Below are 20,762 nucleotides of genomic sequence, written 5' to 3' on the forward strand. Positions count from 1 at the left end.
CACCGGAAGACGATGCCGTCTCGAAATCGGCGTTCGGCGACGAGCTACCGGCTCCCCGGGGCTTCAGGATGCCCAATCAGCGTTCCGGTGAATAAGCCGGGTTTACGTAGAACTTGCCGATGAGCTTCAGGCACTGCTGGGCGGCGATATGCTCGACGATCAGCGCAAGCCCGCCACCCGAGAGACCTACCGCCGCATCATCGGCGAGTGATCGCGGCCTGTTCGCCCGCTTCGGGCGAAAGCCGGCACAGCGCCCGGCCGGCCAGCACCTCGGCGACGCGCGAGGCCAGAATAGCAACGATGCCGGGATGTTCCCCTACCAGCGCGGTAGCACTGATGTCGCGGCCCGGCCGTTTTGTGGCCGCCGCGCAGATCTCGGCGATATCGCCGCCTTCCCCGGCGTGGCGCCCGGGCGAAAGAAACAGCAAAGCCAGCACCAGATGATGCTCGGCCAGGGCGTCACTTTCCAGCGCCTGGGCCAAAAGCGGCTCGTTAAAGCGGTAAGCATCGCCTTCGCGGCGCTCCATGGACGCCGGCAGCACGCGGATCGCCTCGTTTGCCAGCAGCACACTGAGCTGGCCGGCCAGGCGATTGCGCACCGCCGTCACCTCAGGGGCGGGGCTGCCATGGTCTACCAGCACCACGCTGAACGGCGCGCCGCGCGGCGCGCCGGCGCGCACGTTATCGGCCAGTATCTGCGCCAGGCGCAGATCCACCGGGGCCTGCTCGTCCACCAGCGGCTTGGCCACCGTAACCGCTACCCCGGGAAAACGCGCCTGCATCTCCCCCATCCGCCGGGGCAGATAATCGGTCAGCGCCCGGCTGGGGCCGAAGAAAAACGGAATGACGATGATTTCCTTCGCCCCCTGCGCGGCGGCCCGCTCAGCGGCCGGACCCAGGGTGATCGCCGGTTCACCGTCCAGCGCTTCGGCGGGAATCTTGTACGAATGCAAAAGCGAGGCCGCCTGTACCGGCTCACCGCAGGCGGCGCTCAGCTGAGCGGCGACTCGGCGCAAACTGTGCGTGGCGCCGGCGCGTAGCGAGCCGTTATCCACCAGAAAAATCGCGCGTTTAGGCTCTGACATGGCATCGTCCTTCTATTGGGGAATGGTGCTATACCCGCAAGCCGGCATAGCATGTGGCGCCTTAACCGCTGTACGAACCAGGAAGCACCATGCCGACATCCTCCCGGTCCACCGCCGTTTCACTTTCCAGCCTGCTGCTTGCCGTTGCCGGCGCCGTGGGCATGGCCACCATCGGGGTCATTTCACGGATTACCGGGCTAAGCGCCGAAAGCATCACGTTTTATCGGCTGGGGCTTGGCGCCTTTTTTCTGCTGCTTTATCTGCTGCTTACCCGGCGCGGCCGCTACCTGCGCTACGCGCCGGGCTGGGGTGTGGCGCTCAGCGGCGGTTTTCTCGCCGCGTTCATTCTGTTCTATGTCCAGGCCATGAACTATACGCAGATGGCCAACGCCATTTTAATGGTGTATCTGGCGCCGGTGGTATCTGCCGTCATCGCCCACTTTCTGCTGGGTGAGCGGCTAAGCAGCACCCAGATTGCCTGCATTGCCACGGCGCTTTTCGGCTTTGCCATGATGCAGGAATTTCGCCTGCAGCTACGCGGCGGCGACGACGCCATCGGCCTGGGCTTTGGCCTGCTGGCAATGCTTGCGTACAGCGCGTTTATTCTTACCAATCGCGGCCTGCCGCCGCGTCTTAACGACCGCACCGGCGCGTTCTGGCAGCTGTTTTTCGGCGCGCTGGCCATTTTGCCGTTCGCCCTGCTCAGCCCTGATGGCCTATCGGCGGCCCCCTGGCAGTGGCCGTGGCTGCTGGGTGCCGGCCTGGTGCCCGGTTTTCTGGCGCTGCTGTTTGCGGTGCTGGCCATCAACCGCCTGCCTACGGCCCTGTACGGCACGCTTGCCTACTGCGAACCGCTGGCGGTTGTGGTATTCGGCTGGAGCCTGTTCGGCGAGGCGCTGACGCCGCTGCAGCTGGCCGGCGGTGGCCTGGTACTGGCCGGCGGCATCCTTCAGGCACATCTGGGCCGGCGTCGCTGAGCGCGAAAACGCTACACGGTCAGCCAGCCCAGCACCAAAAGCCCCAGGCCCACCTGCACGATCGTCCCGAGCAGCCTGCCGCGCAGCAGCGCGCGAAACCCGCCCAGCAGCAGAAAAAGGCCCACCGCCAGCACCAGGATGCTGAAAAACGAGTCACTGATGCCAAGCGATCGGGTCAGCCCGCTCACCACGTCGTTCACCGCGGCCAAGACATTGGCAAAAAGCGAGCGTAAAAACGTCACTACCGCCTGGATGGCGTTACCGATGGCCTCGCCTGCATCGTCAAAAAATCCGCTAGCCGCCATGTCATCGCCCCTTTCGTGTTTGCAAGTGATATCGCGTTGGCAAGTGCTGGCGACCATCATCCCTTTATCCCGCCGCCGGGCGCAACGTTGGCCGACACCAGGCCGGCGCCTATAGACTTTTTTTGCATTGCATCACCGGCCCTGCCCGGGGTATTACATACCCAGCGCACGCGGGAGAGACTGCCCCGGCGCGTACGTGGCAAACGCGTACGCCGCCCGGCGGGCAGCGCCGAAGGAGCAACAGCCCCGGAAACTCTCAGGCAACCGGACCGCCTGCGCCACAACATTCCGAAGAGCGGCCGGCCTGAATGCGCCGGCACACCGAAGGAGCAAGCGCTGCAGGCGTGAATCTCTCAGGTTCAAAACGGAAGGGGCGAGCGCCAAACGCCGACCAACAGTCCGGCTACGCTTTTTTATCACCCCCTTGACCCTTTCCGGGAGCACATCATGCGCCATATTGCTGTTATCGGTGGCGGTATCACCGGTATTACCACCGCCTATAGCCTGTTGAAGCGCGGCTTTGACGTGAGCGTTTTCGAACAAAACCGCTACGCCGCCATGGAAACCTCCTACGCCAACGGCGGCCAGCTGTCGGCTTCCAATGCCGAGGTCTGGAATCACTGGCCGACCATTTCCAAGGGGCTGCGCTGGATGCTGCGCCGCGATGCGCCGCTGCTGGTCAACCCCAAACCCAGCTGGCACAAGCTTAGCTGGTTTGCCGAGTTTATCCGCGCCATTCCCCGCTACGGCGACAACACCGCGGAAACCGCCCGGCTGGCCATTGCCGCCCGCGAGCATCTGTTTGCCTGGGCCGAAGAAGAAAACATCGATTTTGACCTCAAGAATGAAGGCATCCTGCATATTTATCGGGACAAGGCCGGCTTTGACCACGCCGCCGAAGTCTCCAAGCTGCTGGCCCGGGGCGGGCTTGAGCGCCGCGCAGTCACCCAGGAAGAAATGCGCGCCATCGAGCCGACGCTTGCCGGCGAGTATTACGGCGGCTTTTATACCGAAAGCGACGCCTCGGGCGATATTCACAAGTTCACCCATGGGCTGGCACAGGCGGTAGAGCGCCGCGGCGGCAAGATTCTCTACGGCCACCGCGTACACGATCTCGGCGCCGGCCACAGCGGTGCCTGGATCACCTCGGCGGCCGACGACCAGGCCCCGGTACGCCAAACCTTTGACGGCCTGGTCATCTGCGCGGGTACCGCCAGTCGCACGCTGGCCGCCAAGCTTGGCGACCGCGTCAACGTCTATCCGGTCAAGGGCTACTCCATCACCGTAGAGCTTGACGACGACGCCTCGCAGCGCGCCGCGCCGGCGGTCAGCCTGCTTGACGATGAAACCAAACTGGTGGCCAGCCGCTTTGGGACGGATCGCTTCCGTATTGCCGGCACGGCCGAGTTCAACGGCTTTAACAAAGACATTCGCGACGACCGCATTCGTCCGCTGATCCGCTGGGTGGAGGAATGCTTTCCCTCCGTGAGCACGCGCCGGGTGGTGCCCTGGGCCGGGCTGCGGCCGATGATGCCCGACATGATGCCCCGCGTGACCCGGGGCAAACAGCCGACGGTGTTTTACAACACCGGCCACGGGCACCTGGGCTGGACGCTTTCCGCGATTACCGCAGAGCTGCTGGCCGATAACGTCAGCGCCGCGGCAGCGCCCGGGGTGGAAGCCCACGCGCGCTAGCTTTTACGGCCGCCGCACCGCCTGGCACGGCGGCCCCTCACGTTCAGCGGGCCTTGAGCGCTTCCAGCGCCGCCTCCAGAGAGGCCCGCTCGCGCTGCGCGTACAGCGCAATTTCGTCGATCACTTCTCTGCCCAGCGCGGCCTCAAACGCCGTCTGGCTGTCTCTGGTGTGGTTACCGGGGCGACGGGCGGACTCATCAACCGACGGTGAATCCGCCGACAGGTTCGACTGGAAAATGCCCGCCGCACTCACCGGAAGAAAGTCCTCATACACCATGGGCGTGGCCGCCAGCGCGCCGTCGGCAATCAGCGCCTCAATATGCGCCTCGCCCGGGGCCTCGGCCGGGCGCTGGCGGCTCCGCCGGTCAGCGTCCGCCACCCGATAGTGGAAAAACGCCAGTCCCTGGCGGCGTAGCGCGGCTTCGTCGTCGGGGAACGCGGCAAACGCCTTTGTCAGGCGCGCCTGATGGGTGGCGTTGTCCGACGTTTGGGGCTGCGCCTTCACCTCGGCCAGCAGTCGATCGTACAGCGCGCGCCCCTTGGCCGTCAGCGCCGCGCCGCGCTGCTCGATCTCGCCGAAGCGAGCGGTATGCGAGCCTGCAGCAGCGCCAAAGCGCACCGGCTCGTTAAGCGCTTTAAAGCTGGTCTGGCGCAGCAGCAGCGGGCAGCGCCTCGGCGGCGGCCCTTCAATAAGGGCCTTGGGGGTGATGCCCCGTTCGGGCATGCGCCGCTGGACTTCGTCGATATCCAGGGTGCGCGGGGTCAGATGGTTGATGTGCGGGCCGCGAAAACAGACGACATCGGCAATCAGCGGATGCTCGGCGCTGAGCGCGTCGTAGGTAGGCTTGTCCACCGTGGCATCGCTGTGCCAGCGAAACGTTTCCAGCGCCTCGGCGACAAAAGCGTCGGCATCGGCGTCGTCAAGCCCGCCCCGGACCTCGCAGCGCTCGATCAGCGTTTTGACGCCAGGGGTAAAAATGTCCCGCGCGTCAAGCAGCGCCAGCGCTTGCTGGCGCAGGGCGTCTGAAGCGATCAGCTCCGGGCGCAGCAGCGAGGTAAAAACGCGAAACGGGTTTTTCTGCAGGGCGTCGTCGGCGACCGGCCGAAACGCCGTGGAGTGCACCGGCACGCCGGCCGGGGCCAGGTCATAATAGCCCACCGGATACATGCCCATCACCGCAAACAGGCGGCGCAGCATGGCAAGCTCATCCGGGGTGCCTACGCGTATGGCGCCGTGGCGCTCCACTGCCAGCCGGTGCAACCCGCCGGCCGATGCCAGACCGGCGGCAAGCGCTTCGTCGGCGGCCAGGGTATCCCGGTTGACTTCCTCCACCAGCTCAATCAGCGCGCCGTACTGGGGCACTTCCCGGCGGTACATCGCCGACATGGCGCCGGCAAAGCGCGCGCGTATCTGATCGGGGCTTATCCACTGGCTCATAAAAACTCCTTGCTCATAAAGACTCCTTGTCAAGCTGCAACGTGTCTGCCCACTATACCCGGACGGCCGGTCATGATACCTGCTCGAATAAACCCGCTTTTTGCACCAAAGCGCCATCGCCGCGGCTCACACAATCGTTGGCTGCCCTGCATACAAGCCTGAAGGCCACGCTTTGCCGGTTTGCCAGTCAGGCAGGTAGCGCGCATACTTTATGCGTTTATTGCCTTGCGTGGCGCCGCCGGCGGGCATGAAACAACAACCCGATAGGCTCGCCGGCACGGCCGCTCGGCGAAGGGAACTTGTGATGGTTCGCAGTCAAAAACAACCGCGCCGGCAAGCGTCAGCGCCATGTGCCGACACCGCCCTGCTACAGCGCTACCGGGCTGCGTTTTTGCAGTCTCGCGAAGCCATTGTGTTTGTCCGCCGGGATCGCATCATTGATTACAATCCGGCGGCGCTGGCGCTGCTGGGCATCGAGGGCAACGCTTGCCTGCCCAAGCTGGATCTGATGCACTTTTTCCCGGCCCAGCAGCCCGGCGGTAAAAATAGCCGCACCCTGGGCAGCCTCTACGTCAAACAGGCCATGCGCCACGGCAAGGCGCTGTTCGAATGGCGCCTTCGGGCGCACAGCGGGCGCGTCTTTCCCGCCGAGATCATGCTCAGCCGGATTGACATGCCCGGCGAGGTTCTGCTGCAGGCCACCGTGCGCGATATTTCCCGGCAAAAGCGCCTGGAACAAGAGCTTGCGCGCAATGCCACCACCGACTATTTAACCGGCGCGCATAACCGCCAGCGCTTTGACGAGGAAATACGCCGAGCGCTGGCCCGGCGGCGGCGCAAACAGGTGTGCTCGGCGCTGATTCTGCTCGACATCGATCACTTCAAGCCGGTCAACGACACCTACGGCCACGCCGCGGGCGATAACGTGCTCATCGAGCTGGTGGCCCTGCTCGACGCCAATTTGCGCATCCCCGATATTCTTGCCCGCTGGGGCGGTGAAGAGTTTGTCATCGTGCTGCCCGATACCGGCCAGCGGGAGGCGCTTCAGCTGGCCGAACGCCTGCGCGAGCTGATTGCCGCCCACGCCTTTAGTACAGTGGGCCGCATTACGGCCAGTCTAAGCGTGACGACCCTGGCGCCGGACGATACGCCGAGCCGCTGTCTCAAGCGCCTTGACGACGCGCTTTACCAAGCCAAGGATCAAGGCCGCAACAAGGTGCTGAAGGCGGCACCCGCCGTCATTACCCCTTCAGCGCACTAGCGCAGCCGTTGGCGCACGCCGGCGCAGGGCTTACGCTGGTGGCCTGTCCCGCAAGGAGCCTGCATGCCTGCGCTTACCGCCCACCGATTACTCACCGATCTTGCCGCCACCCAGCGCCGCCGCCTGGCTCTGGCCGTGGCCTGCGGGCTGCTGGAAAGCGCCCTGGCGCTGCTCGCAGCGGCGCTGTTTGCCTGGGTGGCAAGCGCGCTGCTGGTCAACCACCAGCCGCTGGCGCGCACCGCGCCGCTGCTGGCGCTGTGGCTTGCCGCGCTGCCCCTGCGCGGCCTTTTCGGCTACGCTCGGGAAACCCTGGCCCAAAACGCCTCGCTGGCGGTGCGAAAGCGCCTGCGCCGCCGGCTGTTGGATCACCTGGCCGAGCTGGGCCCGGTCGCGGTGGCCGGCCACCATACCGCCTCGCTGGCGTATCAAGCGGTAGAGCAGATCGAAGCGCTGGACGGCTATTTTGCGCGCTTTCGCGTGCAGCTGGTGCTGGCCGTGGCGGTGCCGCTGCTGGTGCTGGGGGTAACGTTTTACCTGGACTGGCTGGCCGCGATTTTTCTGCTGCTGGCCGCACCGCTGATTCCGCTGTTCATGGCGCTGGTGGGCATGGGTGCCGAGCGGCTCAACCGCGAGCAGTTTGCCGCCGTTTCACGGCTTTCAGGCCACTTTATCGACCGGGTGCGCAGCCTGACCACGCTGCGCCTGTTCGGCCAGACCCGGCGCGCCGGCCACAGCGTTCACGCCGCGGCAGACGGCTACCGCCTGCGCAGCATGCGCACCCTGCGGCTGGCGTTTTTATCTTCGGCGGTGCTGGAGTTTTTTGCCTCGGCGGCCATTGCCGTGGTGGCCATCTACGTCGGCTTCGGGCTTTTGGGCTATATCGAGTACGGCCCCGCCGACGAGCTGACGCTGTTCAGCGGGCTGCTGATTTTGCTGCTGGCACCGGAATTCTTTCAGCCGCTGCGCAGCCTGGCCCAGCACTATCACGACCGCGCCGCCGCCCTCGGCGCAGCCGAACGCATCGCCGAGCTGCTCAACCAGCCGGTGCCGGCCAACCGCCGCGGCGACGCCACACACCCCGCCCCGGCAAGCGACAAAGACCTGCTGGTGCTCGATGCCGCCAGCGTAGCCCACCCGGGCCGCGGCACGGTGCTGGGGCCGGTGACCGCGACGGTCAAGCGCGGCGATACCGTGGTGGTCACCGGTGCTTCAGGCAGCGGCAAATCCACGCTGCTGCAGCTGGCGGCCGGTTTTGTCGCCCCCGAGGAAGTCGGCACCTGCCGGCGCGCCCGGAACCTGCGCTTTGCGTGGATGGACCAGCGCCCGCTGCTGGTGCACGGCACGCTTGCCGACAACCTGCGCCTGGCCGACCCGCAGGCCGACGACGCCGCGCTGACCCAAGCCCTAAGCAGTGCGCACCTGGGCGAGCTGCTGGCACGCCTGCCCCAGGGGCTGGCGACTCCGATAGGCGAGCACGGCGCCGGGCTTTCCGGCGGCCAGGCCCAGCGGCTGGCGCTGGCGCGCATCTTTTTATCCGCCGCGCCGCTGGTGCTGCTGGACGAGCCCACCGCGCGCCTGGACAGGCACAGCGAACAAGCCGTGATGGCCGCGCTAGCCGATCTTCAGGCCGCCGGGCGCACCCTGATGATTGCCACCCACCATCCGGCGCTGATCCGGCTGGCCAGCCGCCGCTGGCAGCTCGATCACGGCCGGCTCAAGGAGCTTTTCCATGGCTAAAGCGCCCTCTTTGATCACCGCGCTGCGCCCCTGGCTTGGCGTGCTCGCCGGGCGGCGGCGCCGGCTGTGGCTGGGCGGGGGGCTCATGGCGCTGACGCTGCTCTCGGCGCTGGGGCTGTTTGCCGTATCCGGCTGGTTTATCACCGCCACGGGGCTCACCGGCCTGCTGCTCGCCGCCGGCGCGGCGGCCACGCTGGACGTGTACGTGCCCGGTGGCGCGATTCGCCTGTTTGCCGTCACCCGTACGGCCAGCCGCTATCTGGAGCGGCTTTATAACCACGACACCGTGCTGCGCCTGCTCGCCGATTTGCGCACCCGGCTTTTTACCGCGCTGGCCGGCCAGGACAGCCGGGTACTCGCCGGCCGCCGGGCCAGCGACTGGCTCAACCGCCTGACCGCCGACATCGACACCCTGGACAGCCTCTATCTGCGGCTGCTGGCCCCGCCCGCCGTGGCGCTGCTGGCCGGCGCCCTGCTCAGCGCCGGCGCGGCGTTTTTTGTGCCGCAGGCAGGCGCGGTGCTGGCGGCCGTGCTGCTGGCCGGCTGGCTGTGGTTGACCCTGGGGCAGGCGCGGCTGGGCATGAGCGCCAGCCGGCGCCACGTGGACGAGCTTGAGGCGCTGCGCGGCGGGGTCATTGACACCTTGCAGGGGCTGGCAGAGCTCGAAGCCTACGCCACTCTGGCCCACCGCCGGCGCCGGCTTGAAACGCTGGAAGCGCGCCTGCACGCAAGCCAGCGCCGGCTGGGGCGCCGGGTTGCGCTGGGTAACGCCGTGCAGGTGTGGCTGGTGGGCAGCGCCACGCTCGCCACGCTGTGGCTGGCCGCCCGGGCCTTTCAGGCCGGCGGCATCAGCGGTGCGGTGATGGTCATGCTGCCCATGGCGGTGCTGGCCATGAACGAGGCGTTCGGCGCGCTGCCGGCGGCCTTTACCTGGCTGGGGGCCACCCGCGGGGCCGCCGAACGCCTCAATGAGCTGAACGCCACGCCGACGACAACCCCGCCGGCCGCAGCGCCCCCGCCGGAAAACGCCCTGACGCTGACGCTTGAGCGCGTCGGCGTGCATTACCCGGATGCGCTGCAGCCGGCGCTGAGCGCGCTGTCGTTCACGCTCGCGCCCGGCGAGCGCCTGGCCGTGGAAGGGGCGTCGGGCTCGGGCAAATCAACGCTCACCGCCCTGCTCGGCCGCCAGCTGGCGCCGTCAGAAGGCCGTATTACGCTGGGCGGCGTAGCGCTCGACGCCTGGCCCGACGCCGCGCTGCGCCGCCGAGTGGCGGTACTGACCCAGCAGTCCGAGCTGCTCGATGATAGCCTGGCGGCGAACCTGCGCCTTGCCAGCCCGGACGCCGATGACGCCGCGCTATGGCGCGCGCTTGACCAGGTTGCGCTCGCTGACTGGGCCGATGCGCTGCCGCAAGGGCTCAACACCCGGGTGGGTGAAGGCGGCCGGCGTATTTCCGGCGGGCAGGCGCGCCGAGTGGCGCTGGCGCGGATTGTACTGCGCGACCCCGCGCTGGTGGTGCTCGATGAGCCTTTCGCCGGCATCGACCGCGCTACCGCGCAGGCGCTCAGCGCCGCGCTGGACCGCTGGCTTGCCGGGCGCAGCGTGGTCTATCTTGTCCACGAGGCCGACGACGCGGCGCTGGCCGGCATCGCACGCCGCGTGACTCTCGTTGAAGGACGCCCGGCCGCTGCGACAATACACCATGGCACACCACCTGCCGCTCGGTAATAAGATATACGTAAAACGCATAGTCGGCGCTGAAGCGGCCGCCCTCTCATCTCGTTTTCCCTGACGATCAAACGCCGGCCGCTCCGTCGCCGTCTCCCCTGTATCGGCTCTCTTTTCCTCGGAGGTCATCATGGAGCTGGATCCGCTGCTGCTCTCCAGGCTGCAATTTGCGTTCGTGGTGCTGTTCCACGCCATTTTCCCGGTGTTTACCATCGGCCTGGCATCCTACATTGCCCTGCTGCACGGCCTGTTCTACAAAACCCAAAACCCTGCCTGGGACCGTTTGGCCCTGTTCTGGACCAAGGTTTTCGCCGTGGTCTTTGGCATGGGCGTGGTGTCGGGCATCGTCATGTCGTTTCAGTTCGGCACCAACTGGAGCAACTTCTCTCAGGCCACGTCCAACTTTTTAGGGCCGGTGCTCAGCTATGAAGTACTCACGGCGTTTTTCCTTGAGGCCGGCTTTCTCGGCGTGCTGCTGTTCGGCCGAGACAAGGTGCCCGAAGGCGCGCACCTGTTCGCCGCGCTCATGGTGGCGCTTGGCACGTTCATTTCCTCGTTTTGGATTCTTGCCGCCAACAGCTGGATGCAGACCCCGGTGGGCTATGAGCTGGTCGACGGCCAGTTCCACATCACTTCCTGGAGCGAGGCCATCTTCAACCCGTCGTTTCGCTATCGCTTTGCCCACATGGTCATGGCGTCATTTCTGACCGGGGGCTTTGTGGTGGCCGGCGTCAGCGCCTGGTTTCTGCTGCGCCAGCGCGACGTCGAGGCCAACAAGAAAGCGCTTTCCATGTGCCTGTGGCTGCTGCTCTTTTTGGCACCGGCCCAGGCCGTGGTCGGAGATTTCCACGGCATCAATACCCTTGAGCACCAGCCCACCAAGGTAGCCGCCATGGAGGGCAACTGGGAAACTCAGGCCGGCGCACCGCTGCTGCTGTTTGCCCTGCCCGACCAGAGCGCCCAGACCAACCGCTGGGAGCTGGCCATTCCGCATCTGGCCAGTCTGATTCTGACCCACGATGTCAACGGCACGGTGCCCGGGCTCGAGGAGGTGGCCGCTGACAAGCAGCCGCCGGTGTTTATCGTCTTCTGGGCGTTTCGCATCATGGTCGGTCTGGGCCTTGCGATGATTGCCGTGGCGCTGGCCGGGCTGGTGCTGCGCCGGGGCGGGCGCGTCTACCGCCATCCGCTCTATCTGAAAACCCTGGTGGGCATGATCGGCGCGCCTTTCGTGGCGGTATTGGCCGGCTGGGTGGTCACCGAGTCCGGCCGCGCGCCCTGGCTGGTCTACGGTGTCATGACCCACGCCGAGGGGGTAACGCCGTCTCTTTCCGGCGGTACGGCACTGTTTTCGCTGATCGGTTACATGGCGGTATACGCTGTGGTGTTCATGGTGGGGATCTACTACCTCACCCGGGTTATCAAAAGCGGCATGCTGCCCGAGCCCGACGAAGTCCACGGCGAGGTGGAGCGCGCCAAGCGCCCGCTGTCCGCTGTGCATACGCCTTTTGACGACAACGACCTGCGGGAGGCCAAGTCATGAGTCTGGATATTACGCTTGTGTGGGCCGGCATTATCGGCTTTGGCGTCATCATGTATGTATTGATGGACGGCTTTGATCTGGGGCTGGGGATTTTGTATCCCTTTGCCCCGGATGAAACGTCACGCGATGTGATGATGAACTCGGTCGCCCCGGTATGGGACGGCAACGAAACCTGGCTGGTACTGGGCGGCGCCGGCCTGCTGGGTGCCTTTCCGCTGGTGTATTCGGTGTTTCTGCCGGCGCTTTACATCGGCGTGTTCCTGATGCTTGCGGGCCTGATTTTCCGCGGCATTTCCTTTGAATTTCGCTTCAAGTCGAAAAAAAATCGCCACTGGTGGAACCGCGCGTTCTGCTGGGGCTCGGTGGTGGCAACCTTCGCCCAGGGAGCGGTGGTCGGTGCCTATATTCAGGGCTTTCCGGTGGAAGACAGGGTCTTTGTCGGCGGGCCTTTCGACTGGCTGACACCGTTTAGCGTGCTGACCGGGCTGGGCTTGATGGCCGGCTACGCCCTGCTCGGGGCCACCTGGCTGATTTTGAAATCCGACGGCTACGTGCAGGATTGGGCCTACCGGATTACGCCCCGGCTGCTGCTGGCGGTGCTTGGCATTTTTGCCATTGTCAGCCTGTGGACACCGCTGGTCAGCGTTGATGTGCGCGAGCGCTGGCTCAACCAGCTGCACGTGATCTGGGTCTTGCCGATTCTCGCCATGGCCTGCGCCGCCGCCCTTTATCGGGCGGTCAAACGCCGTGAGCAAGGTCGGCCTTTCCTGATGACGCTGGGGCTTTTTGTCTTTACCTACCTGGGCATGATTGCCAGCAAGTGGCCGGTTATCGTCCCGCCCGACTACACCATCTGGGACGCCGCCTCGGCGCCGGCCTCGCAGATGTTTCTGCTGGTCGGCACGGTGCTGGTGATTCCCATCGTTCTTGCCTACACCGCCTGGTCGTACTGGGTGTTCCGCGGCAAGGTAAAAGCGGATGACGGCTACCATTAACCCACTCGCTGCCGGCAAACCGCAAGAAAACCGCCTCGCTTTTTGCGAGGCGGTTTCTTTTTTGCCTGCATGCCCGTTCAGCCTGCTTGAGTTTACTGCGGCGGGCGGAGAGTGTCAGTGCGGCTGGCGGGTTTTGCGCACGTAGGGCAGCGGCGCCTCGAACTCGCCGAACCTGGCCCGGGCATCGTCGTCAGAGACGGTCGGCGGAATAATCACATCTTCGCCGACGCGCCAGTCGGCCGGTGTGGCAACGCCGTGGCCGGCGGCCGTTTGCAGCGCGTCCAGCGCGCGCAGAATCTCACCGAAGTTACGCCCGACGTTCATCGGGTAGGTCATGGACAGCTTGAGCTGCTTGTCCGGGCCGATGATAAATACCGAACGTACCGTGGCGCTGTCCGCCGGCGTGCGGCCGTCCGGCAGGTAGGCCTCAGCCGGCAGCATGTTGAACAGTTTAGATACCTTGAGATCTTCATCGGCAATGATGGGAAAGCCCACATCGCTGCCGCAGTAGGTTTCGATATCGTCAATCCAGCCCTTGTGCTCTTCCACGCCGTCCACGGAAACGCCGATCACCTTGGTGCCGCGCTTTTTCCACTCGGCATCGAGTCTGGCAACGGCGCCGAACTCGGTGGTGCACACCGGGGTAAAGTCCTTGGGGTGGGAAAACAGGATCGCCCAGTCATCGCCGATCCAGTCGTGAAAACGGATGGGGCCCTGGCTGGTTGACGCTTCAAAATCCGGAACGGTCTCGTTGATACGTAGCGACATCGTTGACTCCTGACGGTTATATGAGCAGCGTCTTGGATAGGTGCGGGATGATCAAATACAAAAGCCATCATAGCGCAGCGAATTTTTATAGCCAAATCGCATTAAATAAAAAATTATTATTACTTAATTACGATAACCACCTGGCCAAGCGGCAAACGGAAACAACACTTTTTTACAAAATTCAGCCGTACCGACAGTGTCTTGCCCGCAACGATCCCGAGTCGCAAAACCTCAACACCGTGGACGGGCTTTTGCTGCTCGGCGGCGGCGTACCGCTGATACTCCCCGCCCGCTGCGCTATGCGCTTTGGGCGAGGGTTCCCGGGTCACCCCGAGAACCTTCCTGCTTCCACGCGCCTTCACTAGACCGTGACGATCAGGCCACAGCCCCGATCCAGTCGCTCCACAGGCTACCTCCGCCCGTCCGGCGGTTTCGATATTCCTGGCCGCGTTGATATCGCGGTCAATGGCCTGGCCGCAGCCGTCACAGTGCCAGTGGCGCTGCGATAGCGGCAGCTTTTTGATCTTGTGGCCGCAATGGTGGCACGTCTTGCTGCTGGGCAGCCACCGGCTGACCTGAATGAGCTGGCGGCCCGCCCAGTCGGCCTTGTAGGCCAGCTGGCGCAGGAACTCGCCCCAGCCGGCATCGCTGATGGCTCTGGCCAGTGTTCTGTTTTTGAGCATGCCGGTGATGTTCAACGTCTCGACGCAGATCACTTGGTTTTCGTTGACCAGCGTCCGGGTGGCCTTGTGCATGGCGTCGCGGCGGCAGTCCGCGATTTTGGCGTGCAGACGCGCCACCTTGCGGCGCATTTTGTGGCGGTTGTTCGAGCCTCGCTGCTTTTTGCTCAGTCGGCGTTGCAGGTAGGCCAGTTTGGCGGCGTACCGTTTGAGGTAGCGCGGGTTGCCCGACTTCTGCCCTTGGCTGGTGATGAACAGGTCGGTCAGCCCCAGATCAATACCTACGGTGTTAGGAGAGAACGGCAACGGCTCGGGCGTGAATTCGCACAGGCAGCTGATGAAGTAGCGGCCTGCACGGTCGCGTGAAAGGGTGACGCTGGACGGGGCGCCGGGCAATGGGCGGCTCCAGCGGATCGGCAATGGCGCCTTTGTTTTGGCGATAGTGATCTCGCCGTCCCGATAGCGGAAGGCGGCTTTCGTCAGCCGAATGGATTGCCGACCATCCTTGGCCTTGAAGCGCGGATATCGCGCCTTGAGCTTGGTGTTGAAGAAGTTATCGAAGGCCGCTTTTTGATCGCGCAGGGCTTGTTGCAGGATCACGCTGGACACGTCCCTCAGCCACGGATATTCCGCCTTGAGGGCCACCAGCCGCTTTTCCGCTGCCGAGTGGGTGAGCGTTTCCCCGCGCTGCTGATACGCTTCGGTGCGATAGGCCAGGGTGTTGTTCCAGACAAAACGCACGCAGCCAAACGATTGCGCCAGCAAGGCGGCTTGTTCGGGCGTCGGATAAAACCGTTACTTGTAGACGCGCTTCGTCATTTTGTATAAATATCAGGTGGTGATGGGACCTTCAACCCCGGCACCGCGTTGCGGTGCGCGCTTTTATCACCGCCCGCATGGGGCGATGCTTTACGCGCTGATGAGTAAAAATTGACAATGCGGTTATTGGCGCCATTGGCGTAGCCGGTGCCGGCGGCTCGGCCATTGACGAAGGCTGTGCCCTTGACGCTATCAGCAAAGTACTATAAAAATTCGCCCGCATGCCGAAATACGTATAACGTCTGAACAACTTTATTTCCGGAGACGCACCATGAGCACCAAACTGACTGCAGCGCTTGCCACCGGCGCTTTGGCTGCCACCCTGGCTACCACCGCCATCGCCGCTGACAACCCCTTGAGTGTACACGTGCTCAATATCGAAAATGGCCTGCCCTCGTCCGGCGTTGATGTCACCCTGGAGCAAAAGCAGGACAGCGGCTGGAAGCAGCTCAGCGCCGCGACGACCGGCGAAAACGGCCGTATTAATGCGCTCTACCCCGAAAACACGGCACTGGCCAACGGCACCTACCGCGTAACGTTTGAGACCGGCGAATGGTTCAAAAACCATGAAACCGCAACGTTTTTCCCCGAAATTCCGGTGGTCTTCTCCATTGACGGCGAGCTGGATCACTACCACATTCCGCTGCTGCTGAGCCCGTACGGCTACTCAACGTACCGCGGTAACTGATCCCCGCTTGCCAACGCCTGCCCGGACGGCGGCATCGCCCTGCGTAAGGCTTGCCCGAGCAGGGCCTAGGCGCCGCGCCGGTGGTCGGCGGTAACGCTGAGAATCGTCAGCGTGTTGGTGCCGCCATGGGCATTTCTGTGATCGCCGCGGGTGACGATGACGTGGTCGCCGACGTGGGCAAGCCCCTCTTCGACCAGCAGCGCCAAGGCGTTGTCGTGAAGCGCGCTGGCCGCCATGTGGCTGGTATCAAAGGCCAGCGACACCACGCCGCGATACAGCGCCATGCGCCGCTGGGCGACAGCGCTGTGTGCAAGCCCCACAATGGGCAGGCCCGAGTGAATGCGCGAGGCCATCAGCGCGGTATAGCCGCTTGATGTCATACAGGCAATCGCGGCCACGCCTTGCAGGTGGTTGGCGGCGTACATCGCCGACAGCGCCACGGTCTCGTCGCTGCGGGTAAAGCCCTGGTGAATCCGGTGGCCGGATTCCTGAGCGCTGCGTTCACGCTCGGCCCCCAGGCAAACGCGATCCATGGCTTTTACGGTGTCGACCGGAAAGTCGCCGATGGCCGTCTCGGCGGAGAGCATCACCGCGTCGGTACCGTCGAGTACGGCGTTGGCCACGTCGAAAACTTCGGCTCGGGTGGGCAAAGACGATTCAATCATCGACTCCATCATCTGAGTGGCGGTAATCACCGCACGATTCAGGCTGCGCGCGTGCTTGATAATGCGCTTTTGCACGCCAATCAGCTGGGAATCGCCGATCTCCACGCCCAGATCACCCCGGGCCACCATGACCGCGTCGGATGCCCGGATAATGCCGTCCAGGGTGTCGTCATCGGCTACGGCCTCGGCGCGCTCGATCTTGGCCACCAAACCGATTTCCCGGCCTTTCTCGCCCAGCAGCCGACGCGCCTGTTCTATGTCGGCGGCGCTGCGCGGAAACGACACGGCCATGTAGTCCACGCCGATATCCAGCGCGGTTTGCACATCCTCTTTGTCCTTGTCGGTCAGCGCCGGTGCGGACAGGCCGCCGCCGAGCTTGTTGATGCCTTTGTTGTTGGAGAGCGTACCGCCGACCACCACGCGGGTGTGGACTTCACAGCCCTTGACCGCGTCAACGTCAAGCACCAGGCGGCCGTCATCCAGCAGCAGGCGATCGCCCATGCTCAGGTCATCCGCCAAGGGCTTGTAGTCGCAGCCGACCCGGGTGGCGTCGCCGGCGTCGCTGTCAAGCTCCATGTCAATAACGAAGGGCTGACCTTCTTCGAGCTCGACTTCGCCGTCCTTGAAGCGGGCGATGCGAATCTTGGGGCCCTGCAGATCGGCAAGGGCGGCGACGCTTTTGCCGATGCGCTGGGCAATGTCACGCACCTGCTGCAGGCGGCTGCGATGCTCGGCTGCCGTGCCGTGGGAAAAGTTCAGACGCACAACGTCAACGCCGGCGCGCAGCATGCGCTCCAGCTCGCCCTCACGGTCACTTGCCGGCCCCAGGGTGGCAACAATTTTTGTGCGGCGAATGGGCGTATAGGCGCTGTTGTTGATACGAACGTTATTCACATAAACGGTATTCATTTAAACCTCAGCGGCGGACTACTGCCCGATTTCGTGATTGGCCAGCTGTTCCAGCACACAGGCGATGCTCGCATGGTCCCGTTCGGCGCCGCCGCTGGCAACGCAGGCCTGCAGCAGCTGCTGAACGTTGGCAGTACCCGGCAGCGACAGGTTCAGCGTCCGCGCACCCTCCAGTGCCAGGTTGAGGTCTTTATGATGCAGCTTGACCTTGAAGCCCGGGTCGAAGGCGCGGTTGATCATGCGCTCGCCGTGAACGTCGAGAATTTTCGACTGCGCCAGCCCGCCAAGCAGCGACTCGCGCACCTTGGCAACGTCGGCGCCGGCCTTGGAGGCAAACAGCAGGCCTTCGGCAACGGCTTCGATGGTCAGCGCCACCACGATCTGGTTGGCCGCTTTACAGGTCTGGCCCGCGCCGTTTTCGCCGATATGGGTGATAGATGAGCCCATCACTTCAAGCACCGGCTTGCCGCGCGCAAAGGCCGCTTCGCTGCCGCCTACCATCACGGTAAGCGCGGCATTGATGGCGCCGCCTTCGCCGCCGGATACCGGCGCATCGAGATAGTCACCGCCGGCCTGCTTGATGCGCTGGGCAAAGTCCTGGGTGGACATCGGCGCGATGGAGCTCATGTCGATCACCAGGGTATCTTTTTTCAGGCCCTCGATGACGCCGTCTTCGCCGAACAGGACTTTTTCCACATCCGGGGTGTCCGGCACCATGGTGATGATGATCTCGGAGTGTTCGGCAACCGCCTTGGGGCTTGCGACCACGTTAGCGCCTTTTTCCTTGAGATCAGACGGCAGCGGCGAGCTGTGCAGCGCGGTGTAGATGTCGTGGCCGGCGTCCAGCAGGTGGCCCGCCATCGGGCGACCCATGATACCCAGTCCAATAAAACCGATCTTGCTCATGTCGTTCTCCTACGCAAATTGTGTGTCGCCAAATAGCGTGTCGCCAAACAGCGTGTTGCAGCATGCACCGGGCGTTGACGGATCAGCGCACGCTGTCAAGCCAGTCCAGCCCTTCCTGGGTGCCGGCGGCGGGCTTGTACTCGCAGCCGATCCAGCCGCTATAGCCCAAGCGGTCAAGGTGGCTGAAGAGAAAAGGATAGTTGATTTCACCGGTGCCCGGCTCGTGGCGGCCCGGGGTGTCAGCCAGCTGCACGTGGGCAATGCGCTTGAGGTGCTTTTCGATGGTCGGCGCAATGTCGCCTTCCATAATCTGCATGTGGTAGATGTCGTACTGCAGTTTAAGATTATCGCTGCCCACCGCGTCAAACAGCGAAAGCGCCTGCTCGGTGCGGTTGAGGAAAAACCCCGGGATGTCGCGGGTGTTGATCGGCTCGGCGATCAGCAAAATCCCTTCGGCCTTGAGCTTGTCCGCGGCAAAACGCAGGTTGTCGATCAGCGTCTTGCGCGCCTCTTCGTCGCTTACGCCTTCCGGCTGCTTGCCGGCCAGGCAGTTAAGCTGAGCGTTGCCCAAAACCCTGGCGTATTCGATGGCCTGATCCACGCCGTCGCGAAACTCGTCCACGCGGTCCGGGTGACAGCCGATGCCGCGCTCGCCGCCGGCCCAGTCGCCCGCCGGCAGGTTAAACAGCACCTGCTCCAGGCCGTTGTCGTCGAGACGCTTTTTGATCTCGGACGCTTCGAAGTCGTAGGGGAAAAGGTACTCCACGCCCTTGAAGCCGGCCTTGGCGGCGGCCTGGAAGCGGTCGAGGAACTCCACCTCGGTAAACAGCATGCTGAGGTTAGCAGCAAAGCGAGCCATGGCAGCTTTCCTGTGTTAGCGGATATGTTCTTCCCCGGCCCCTGGGCCGGGCGCGTCGTGCGGTTCGTTGTGGCGACATTGGTATGGGTCGTCTTATTGTGCTTTACCATGGCGCGGCCGCGTCTTGACTGCTCCCCTCCCTTCGCGCTTTAGCGCATCAGGAAGAGGATTCCCACTTCATCGAGAATCGGACGCAGGGGCGTGCCCTGTGCCACTTACATTCTCTCCAAGGGCTAACACCGCCAGCCCGGCGGCTTTAATGTTGACCGCGGCGTTGATGTCGCGGTCATGGTGCGAGGAACACTCCGGGCAACACCAGGCGCGGATATGCAGGGGCATGTTGTCCATGACATGGCCGCAGTCAGAGCAGCGTTTGCTCGACGGATACCAGCGGTCGATCTGAACCAACTGCCGACCTGCCCAGAGTGATTTGTATGTTAGCTGGCGCACGAATTCGCCCCAGCCGGCATCGCTGATCGACCTGGCCAGCGAGCGGTTTTTGACCATGTTCTTGACCGACAGGCTTTCGACGCAGATCACTTGGTTCTCGTTGACGATCTGGCGGGACAGCTTGTGCAAGTTGTCCTTCCGGCAATCGGATATTTTGGCGTGAAGTCGGGCGACTTTCCGGCGGGCTTTGGCACGATTCGCCGAGCCAGGCGCTTTCTTGCTCAGCCGTCTTTGTGCCCTGGCCAGTCTGGCCGCGTACTTTGCCGTGTGGCGGGGATTGCCGATTCGATGCCCGTCGCTGGTCACAAACAGGTCTTTCAGGCCGAGGTCGATACCGATCATTTTTGGCACCACGGCCAGAGGTTTCGCTTCCTCCTGGCATAGGCAACTGATGAAGTATCGACCCGCGACATCCTTGGAAACGACGACGGTGCTGGGCGTGGCGGGAAGCTCGCGGCTCCACCGAATCGCCAGCGGCTCCTTGCACTTGGCAAGAAAAATCCGGCCGTCGCGGTACTTGAACGCCGAGCTGGCAAATGTTGCCGACTGGCGATGGTGCTTGCTCTTGAAGCGTGGGTACCGGGCCTTCCCGGAAAAGAAGTTCTTGAAAGCAGCCTGCTGATGCCGCAGGCATTGTTGCAGCGGCACCGAGCTGACTTCCGACAGGAAAGCCGTCTCCGGCGCCTTCTTCATTCGGGTCAGGAAGGCACTGGCATCGTTGTAGCTGACCGTTTCCTGACGCTGATAGAACGCATCGGTGCGATACCGCAGCACTGCATTCCAGACGTATCGCACGCACCCGAACGTCCGCGCCAGCAGGACTTCCTGCTCGGGCGTCGGATAGAATCGGTATTTGTAGGCACGATCAACCGTCATTCTTACAAGCTATCTCAAGTTATGTAACATGGCAATCATTAAAGCCCGAGGTGCCCATCGGGCACCGCGCTTATATCCCCTCCCTTCCCCCGCCGGGCGTCAGGAAAGGGTTTTACGCGCCTTTGGATAAAAAGGGCAGCACGCCTCTTTTCGACCTTGGTCGCTAGCCGGAAAAGCCTGATGCGCTGTCTCTTGCCCTGACGCAAGCGTCGGCAGGGAAAAAAGTGGATAATGCCGAAAATGATGCCGTGAATACGCCCTGTTCACGGCATTATTGGGTTCTTCGTCGTTTCATGTGGATTTGGCCTGATCCAGCAGGCGGCCCACCGGGCTGCCGATCAGGTAGATCATCGCGATGAAGTTGGCCTCGTTCCGGT

Annotated in this window: 16 protein-coding genes, 1 pseudogene and 1 riboswitch; of the genes and pseudogenes, 8 read left to right on the forward strand and 9 right to left on the reverse strand. The window is 63.7% G+C overall.

Annotation, left to right across the window (positions count from 1 at the left end):
- Positions 1-197 precede the first annotated feature (197 nt).
- A complete protein-coding gene (locus ABD654_RS02600) occupies positions 198-1,085 on the reverse strand; it encodes a sirohydrochlorin chelatase (protein ID WP_344701988.1) in 888 nt (295 codons plus the stop codon).
- Between the two features lie 89 nt (positions 1,086-1,174).
- Between ABD654_RS02600 and ABD654_RS02605 the strand changes: the two genes are divergently transcribed.
- Positions 1,175-2,062, forward strand: coding sequence for a DMT family transporter (locus ABD654_RS02605; protein WP_344701991.1), 888 nt, complete (start codon positions 1,175-1,177; stop codon positions 2,060-2,062).
- Between the two features lie 11 nt (positions 2,063-2,073).
- Here the strand turns inward: ABD654_RS02605 and ABD654_RS02610 are convergent, their stop codons facing one another.
- The gene (locus ABD654_RS02610) at positions 2,074-2,367 is read right to left on the reverse strand and encodes a hypothetical protein (RefSeq protein ID WP_344701993.1); all 294 of its coding nucleotides are present in this window, start codon (positions 2,365-2,367) and stop codon (positions 2,074-2,076) included.
- 278 nt (positions 2,368-2,645) lie between these two features.
- Positions 2,646-2,745, forward strand: a riboswitch (glycine riboswitch).
- Positions 2,746-2,814: 69 nt separating this feature from the next.
- Here ABD654_RS02610 and ABD654_RS02615 point away from each other — a divergent pair.
- Entirely contained in the window at positions 2,815-4,062 is a 1,248-nt protein-coding gene (locus tag ABD654_RS02615; RefSeq protein ID WP_344701995.1) for a D-amino acid dehydrogenase, read from the forward strand.
- Positions 4,063-4,105: 43 nt separating this feature from the next.
- Here the strand turns inward: ABD654_RS02615 and hglS are convergent, their stop codons facing one another.
- Positions 4,106-5,500, reverse strand: a complete 1,395-nt coding sequence (gene hglS / locus ABD654_RS02620; RefSeq protein WP_344701997.1) for a 2-oxoadipate dioxygenase/decarboxylase HglS — start codon at positions 5,498-5,500, stop codon at positions 4,106-4,108.
- A 304-nt stretch (positions 5,501-5,804) separates the two neighbouring features.
- Between hglS and ABD654_RS02625 the strand changes: the two genes are divergently transcribed.
- The 5 genes from ABD654_RS02625 (at position 5,805) to cydB (ending at position 12,765) form a co-directional block, all read left to right on the forward strand.
- Complete coding sequence (locus ABD654_RS02625; RefSeq protein ID WP_344701999.1) at positions 5,805-6,761, forward strand: sensor domain-containing diguanylate cyclase; 957 nt, start codon at positions 5,805-5,807, stop codon at positions 6,759-6,761.
- Between the two features lie 63 nt (positions 6,762-6,824).
- A complete protein-coding gene (cydD, locus tag ABD654_RS02630; protein ID WP_344702001.1) occupies positions 6,825-8,498 on the forward strand; it encodes a thiol reductant ABC exporter subunit CydD in 1,674 nt (557 codons plus the stop codon).
- Positions 8,491-10,227, forward strand: coding sequence for a thiol reductant ABC exporter subunit CydC (gene cydC / locus ABD654_RS02635; RefSeq protein WP_344702003.1), 1,737 nt, complete (start codon positions 8,491-8,493; stop codon positions 10,225-10,227). The genes cydD and cydC overlap by 8 nt, the downstream gene beginning before the upstream one ends.
- A 130-nt stretch (positions 10,228-10,357) precedes the next feature.
- Positions 10,358-11,770, forward strand: coding sequence for a cytochrome ubiquinol oxidase subunit I (locus ABD654_RS02640; RefSeq protein ID WP_344702005.1), 1,413 nt, complete (start codon positions 10,358-10,360; stop codon positions 11,768-11,770).
- Positions 11,767-12,765, forward strand: coding sequence for a cytochrome d ubiquinol oxidase subunit II (cydB, locus tag ABD654_RS02645; protein WP_344702007.1), 999 nt, complete (start codon positions 11,767-11,769; stop codon positions 12,763-12,765). Before ABD654_RS02640 ends, cydB begins: the two co-directional genes overlap by 4 nt.
- A gap of 114 nt (positions 12,766-12,879) precedes the next feature.
- Here the strand turns inward: cydB and ABD654_RS02650 are convergent, their stop codons facing one another.
- Both ABD654_RS02650 and ABD654_RS02655 read right to left on the reverse strand, forming a co-directional pair.
- Positions 12,880-13,533 (reverse strand): peroxiredoxin, encoded by a 654-nt coding sequence (locus ABD654_RS02650; protein ID WP_344702009.1) that lies wholly within the window; start codon positions 13,531-13,533, stop codon positions 12,880-12,882.
- Between the two features lie 389 nt (positions 13,534-13,922).
- Positions 13,923-15,032 (reverse strand): annotated as a pseudogene (locus ABD654_RS02655) (RNA-guided endonuclease InsQ/TnpB family protein); the annotation flags it as partial.
- A gap of 271 nt (positions 15,033-15,303) precedes the next feature.
- Here ABD654_RS02655 and uraH point away from each other — a divergent pair.
- The gene (uraH, locus tag ABD654_RS02660; RefSeq protein WP_344702011.1) at positions 15,304-15,720 is read left to right on the forward strand and encodes a hydroxyisourate hydrolase; all 417 of its coding nucleotides are present in this window, start codon (positions 15,304-15,306) and stop codon (positions 15,718-15,720) included.
- Positions 15,721-15,785: 65 nt separating this feature from the next.
- Here uraH and pyk read toward each other — a convergent pair whose 3' ends face one another.
- The 4 genes from pyk to ABD654_RS02680 form a co-directional block, all read right to left on the reverse strand.
- Positions 15,786-17,264: a pyruvate kinase gene (gene pyk / locus ABD654_RS02665; RefSeq protein WP_344702019.1), complete on the reverse strand. Its 1,479-nt coding sequence runs from the start codon at positions 17,262-17,264 to the stop codon at positions 15,786-15,788.
- 48 nt (positions 17,265-17,312) lie between these two features.
- Positions 17,313-18,200, reverse strand: a complete 888-nt coding sequence (locus ABD654_RS02670) for a 2-hydroxy-3-oxopropionate reductase (RefSeq protein ID WP_344702013.1) — start codon at positions 18,198-18,200, stop codon at positions 17,313-17,315.
- A gap of 82 nt (positions 18,201-18,282) precedes the next feature.
- Complete coding sequence (hyi, locus tag ABD654_RS02675) at positions 18,283-19,059, reverse strand: hydroxypyruvate isomerase (protein ID WP_344702015.1); 777 nt, start codon at positions 19,057-19,059, stop codon at positions 18,283-18,285.
- A gap of 177 nt (positions 19,060-19,236) precedes the next feature.
- Positions 19,237-20,385: an RNA-guided endonuclease InsQ/TnpB family protein gene (locus ABD654_RS02680; RefSeq protein WP_344702017.1), complete on the reverse strand. Its 1,149-nt coding sequence runs from the start codon at positions 20,383-20,385 to the stop codon at positions 19,237-19,239.
- Positions 20,386-20,762 lie beyond the last annotated feature (377 nt).

The sequence above is a fragment of the Halomonas cibimaris genome (genome assembly GCF_039537045.1).
Taxonomy (GTDB): Bacteria; Pseudomonadota; Gammaproteobacteria; order Pseudomonadales; family Halomonadaceae; genus Vreelandella; species Vreelandella cibimaris.

What these genes read in the sequence shown, in the direction of transcription:
- ABD654_RS02625 (WP_344701999.1), top strand. Translation starts at nt 5,805, where the DNA reads ATGGTTCGCAGTCAAAAACAACCGCGCCGGCAAGCGTCAGCGCCATGT.
- ABD654_RS02640 (WP_344702005.1), top strand. Translation starts at nt 10,358, where the DNA reads ATGGAGCTGGATCCGCTGCTGCTCTCCAGGCTGCAATTTGCGTTCGTG.
- ABD654_RS02600 (WP_344701988.1), bottom strand. Translation starts at nt 1,085, where the DNA reads ATGTCAGAGCCTAAACGCGCGATTTTTCTGGTGGATAACGGCTCGCTA.
- hyi (WP_344702015.1), bottom strand. Translation starts at nt 19,059, where the DNA reads ATGGCTCGCTTTGCTGCTAACCTCAGCATGCTGTTTACCGAGGTGGAG.
- ABD654_RS02680 (WP_344702017.1), bottom strand. Translation starts at nt 20,385, where the DNA reads ATGACGGTTGATCGTGCCTACAAATACCGATTCTATCCGACGCCCGAG.
- cydB (WP_344702007.1), top strand. Translation starts at nt 11,767, where the DNA reads ATGAGTCTGGATATTACGCTTGTGTGGGCCGGCATTATCGGCTTTGGC.
- hglS (WP_344701997.1), bottom strand. Translation starts at nt 5,500, where the DNA reads ATGAGCCAGTGGATAAGCCCCGATCAGATACGCGCGCGCTTTGCCGGC.
- ABD654_RS02610 (WP_344701993.1), bottom strand. Translation starts at nt 2,367, where the DNA reads ATGGCGGCTAGCGGATTTTTTGACGATGCAGGCGAGGCCATCGGTAAC.
- ABD654_RS02615 (WP_344701995.1), top strand. Translation starts at nt 2,815, where the DNA reads ATGCGCCATATTGCTGTTATCGGTGGCGGTATCACCGGTATTACCACC.
- cydC (WP_344702003.1), top strand. Translation starts at nt 8,491, where the DNA reads ATGGCTAAAGCGCCCTCTTTGATCACCGCGCTGCGCCCCTGGCTTGGC.
- ABD654_RS02670 (WP_344702013.1), bottom strand. Translation starts at nt 18,200, where the DNA reads ATGAGCAAGATCGGTTTTATTGGACTGGGTATCATGGGTCGCCCGATG.
- uraH (WP_344702011.1), top strand. Translation starts at nt 15,304, where the DNA reads ATGAGCACCAAACTGACTGCAGCGCTTGCCACCGGCGCTTTGGCTGCC.
- ABD654_RS02650 (WP_344702009.1), bottom strand. Translation starts at nt 13,533, where the DNA reads ATGTCGCTACGTATCAACGAGACCGTTCCGGATTTTGAAGCGTCAACC.
- ABD654_RS02605 (WP_344701991.1), top strand. Translation starts at nt 1,175, where the DNA reads ATGCCGACATCCTCCCGGTCCACCGCCGTTTCACTTTCCAGCCTGCTG.
- cydD (WP_344702001.1), top strand. Translation starts at nt 6,825, where the DNA reads ATGCCTGCGCTTACCGCCCACCGATTACTCACCGATCTTGCCGCCACC.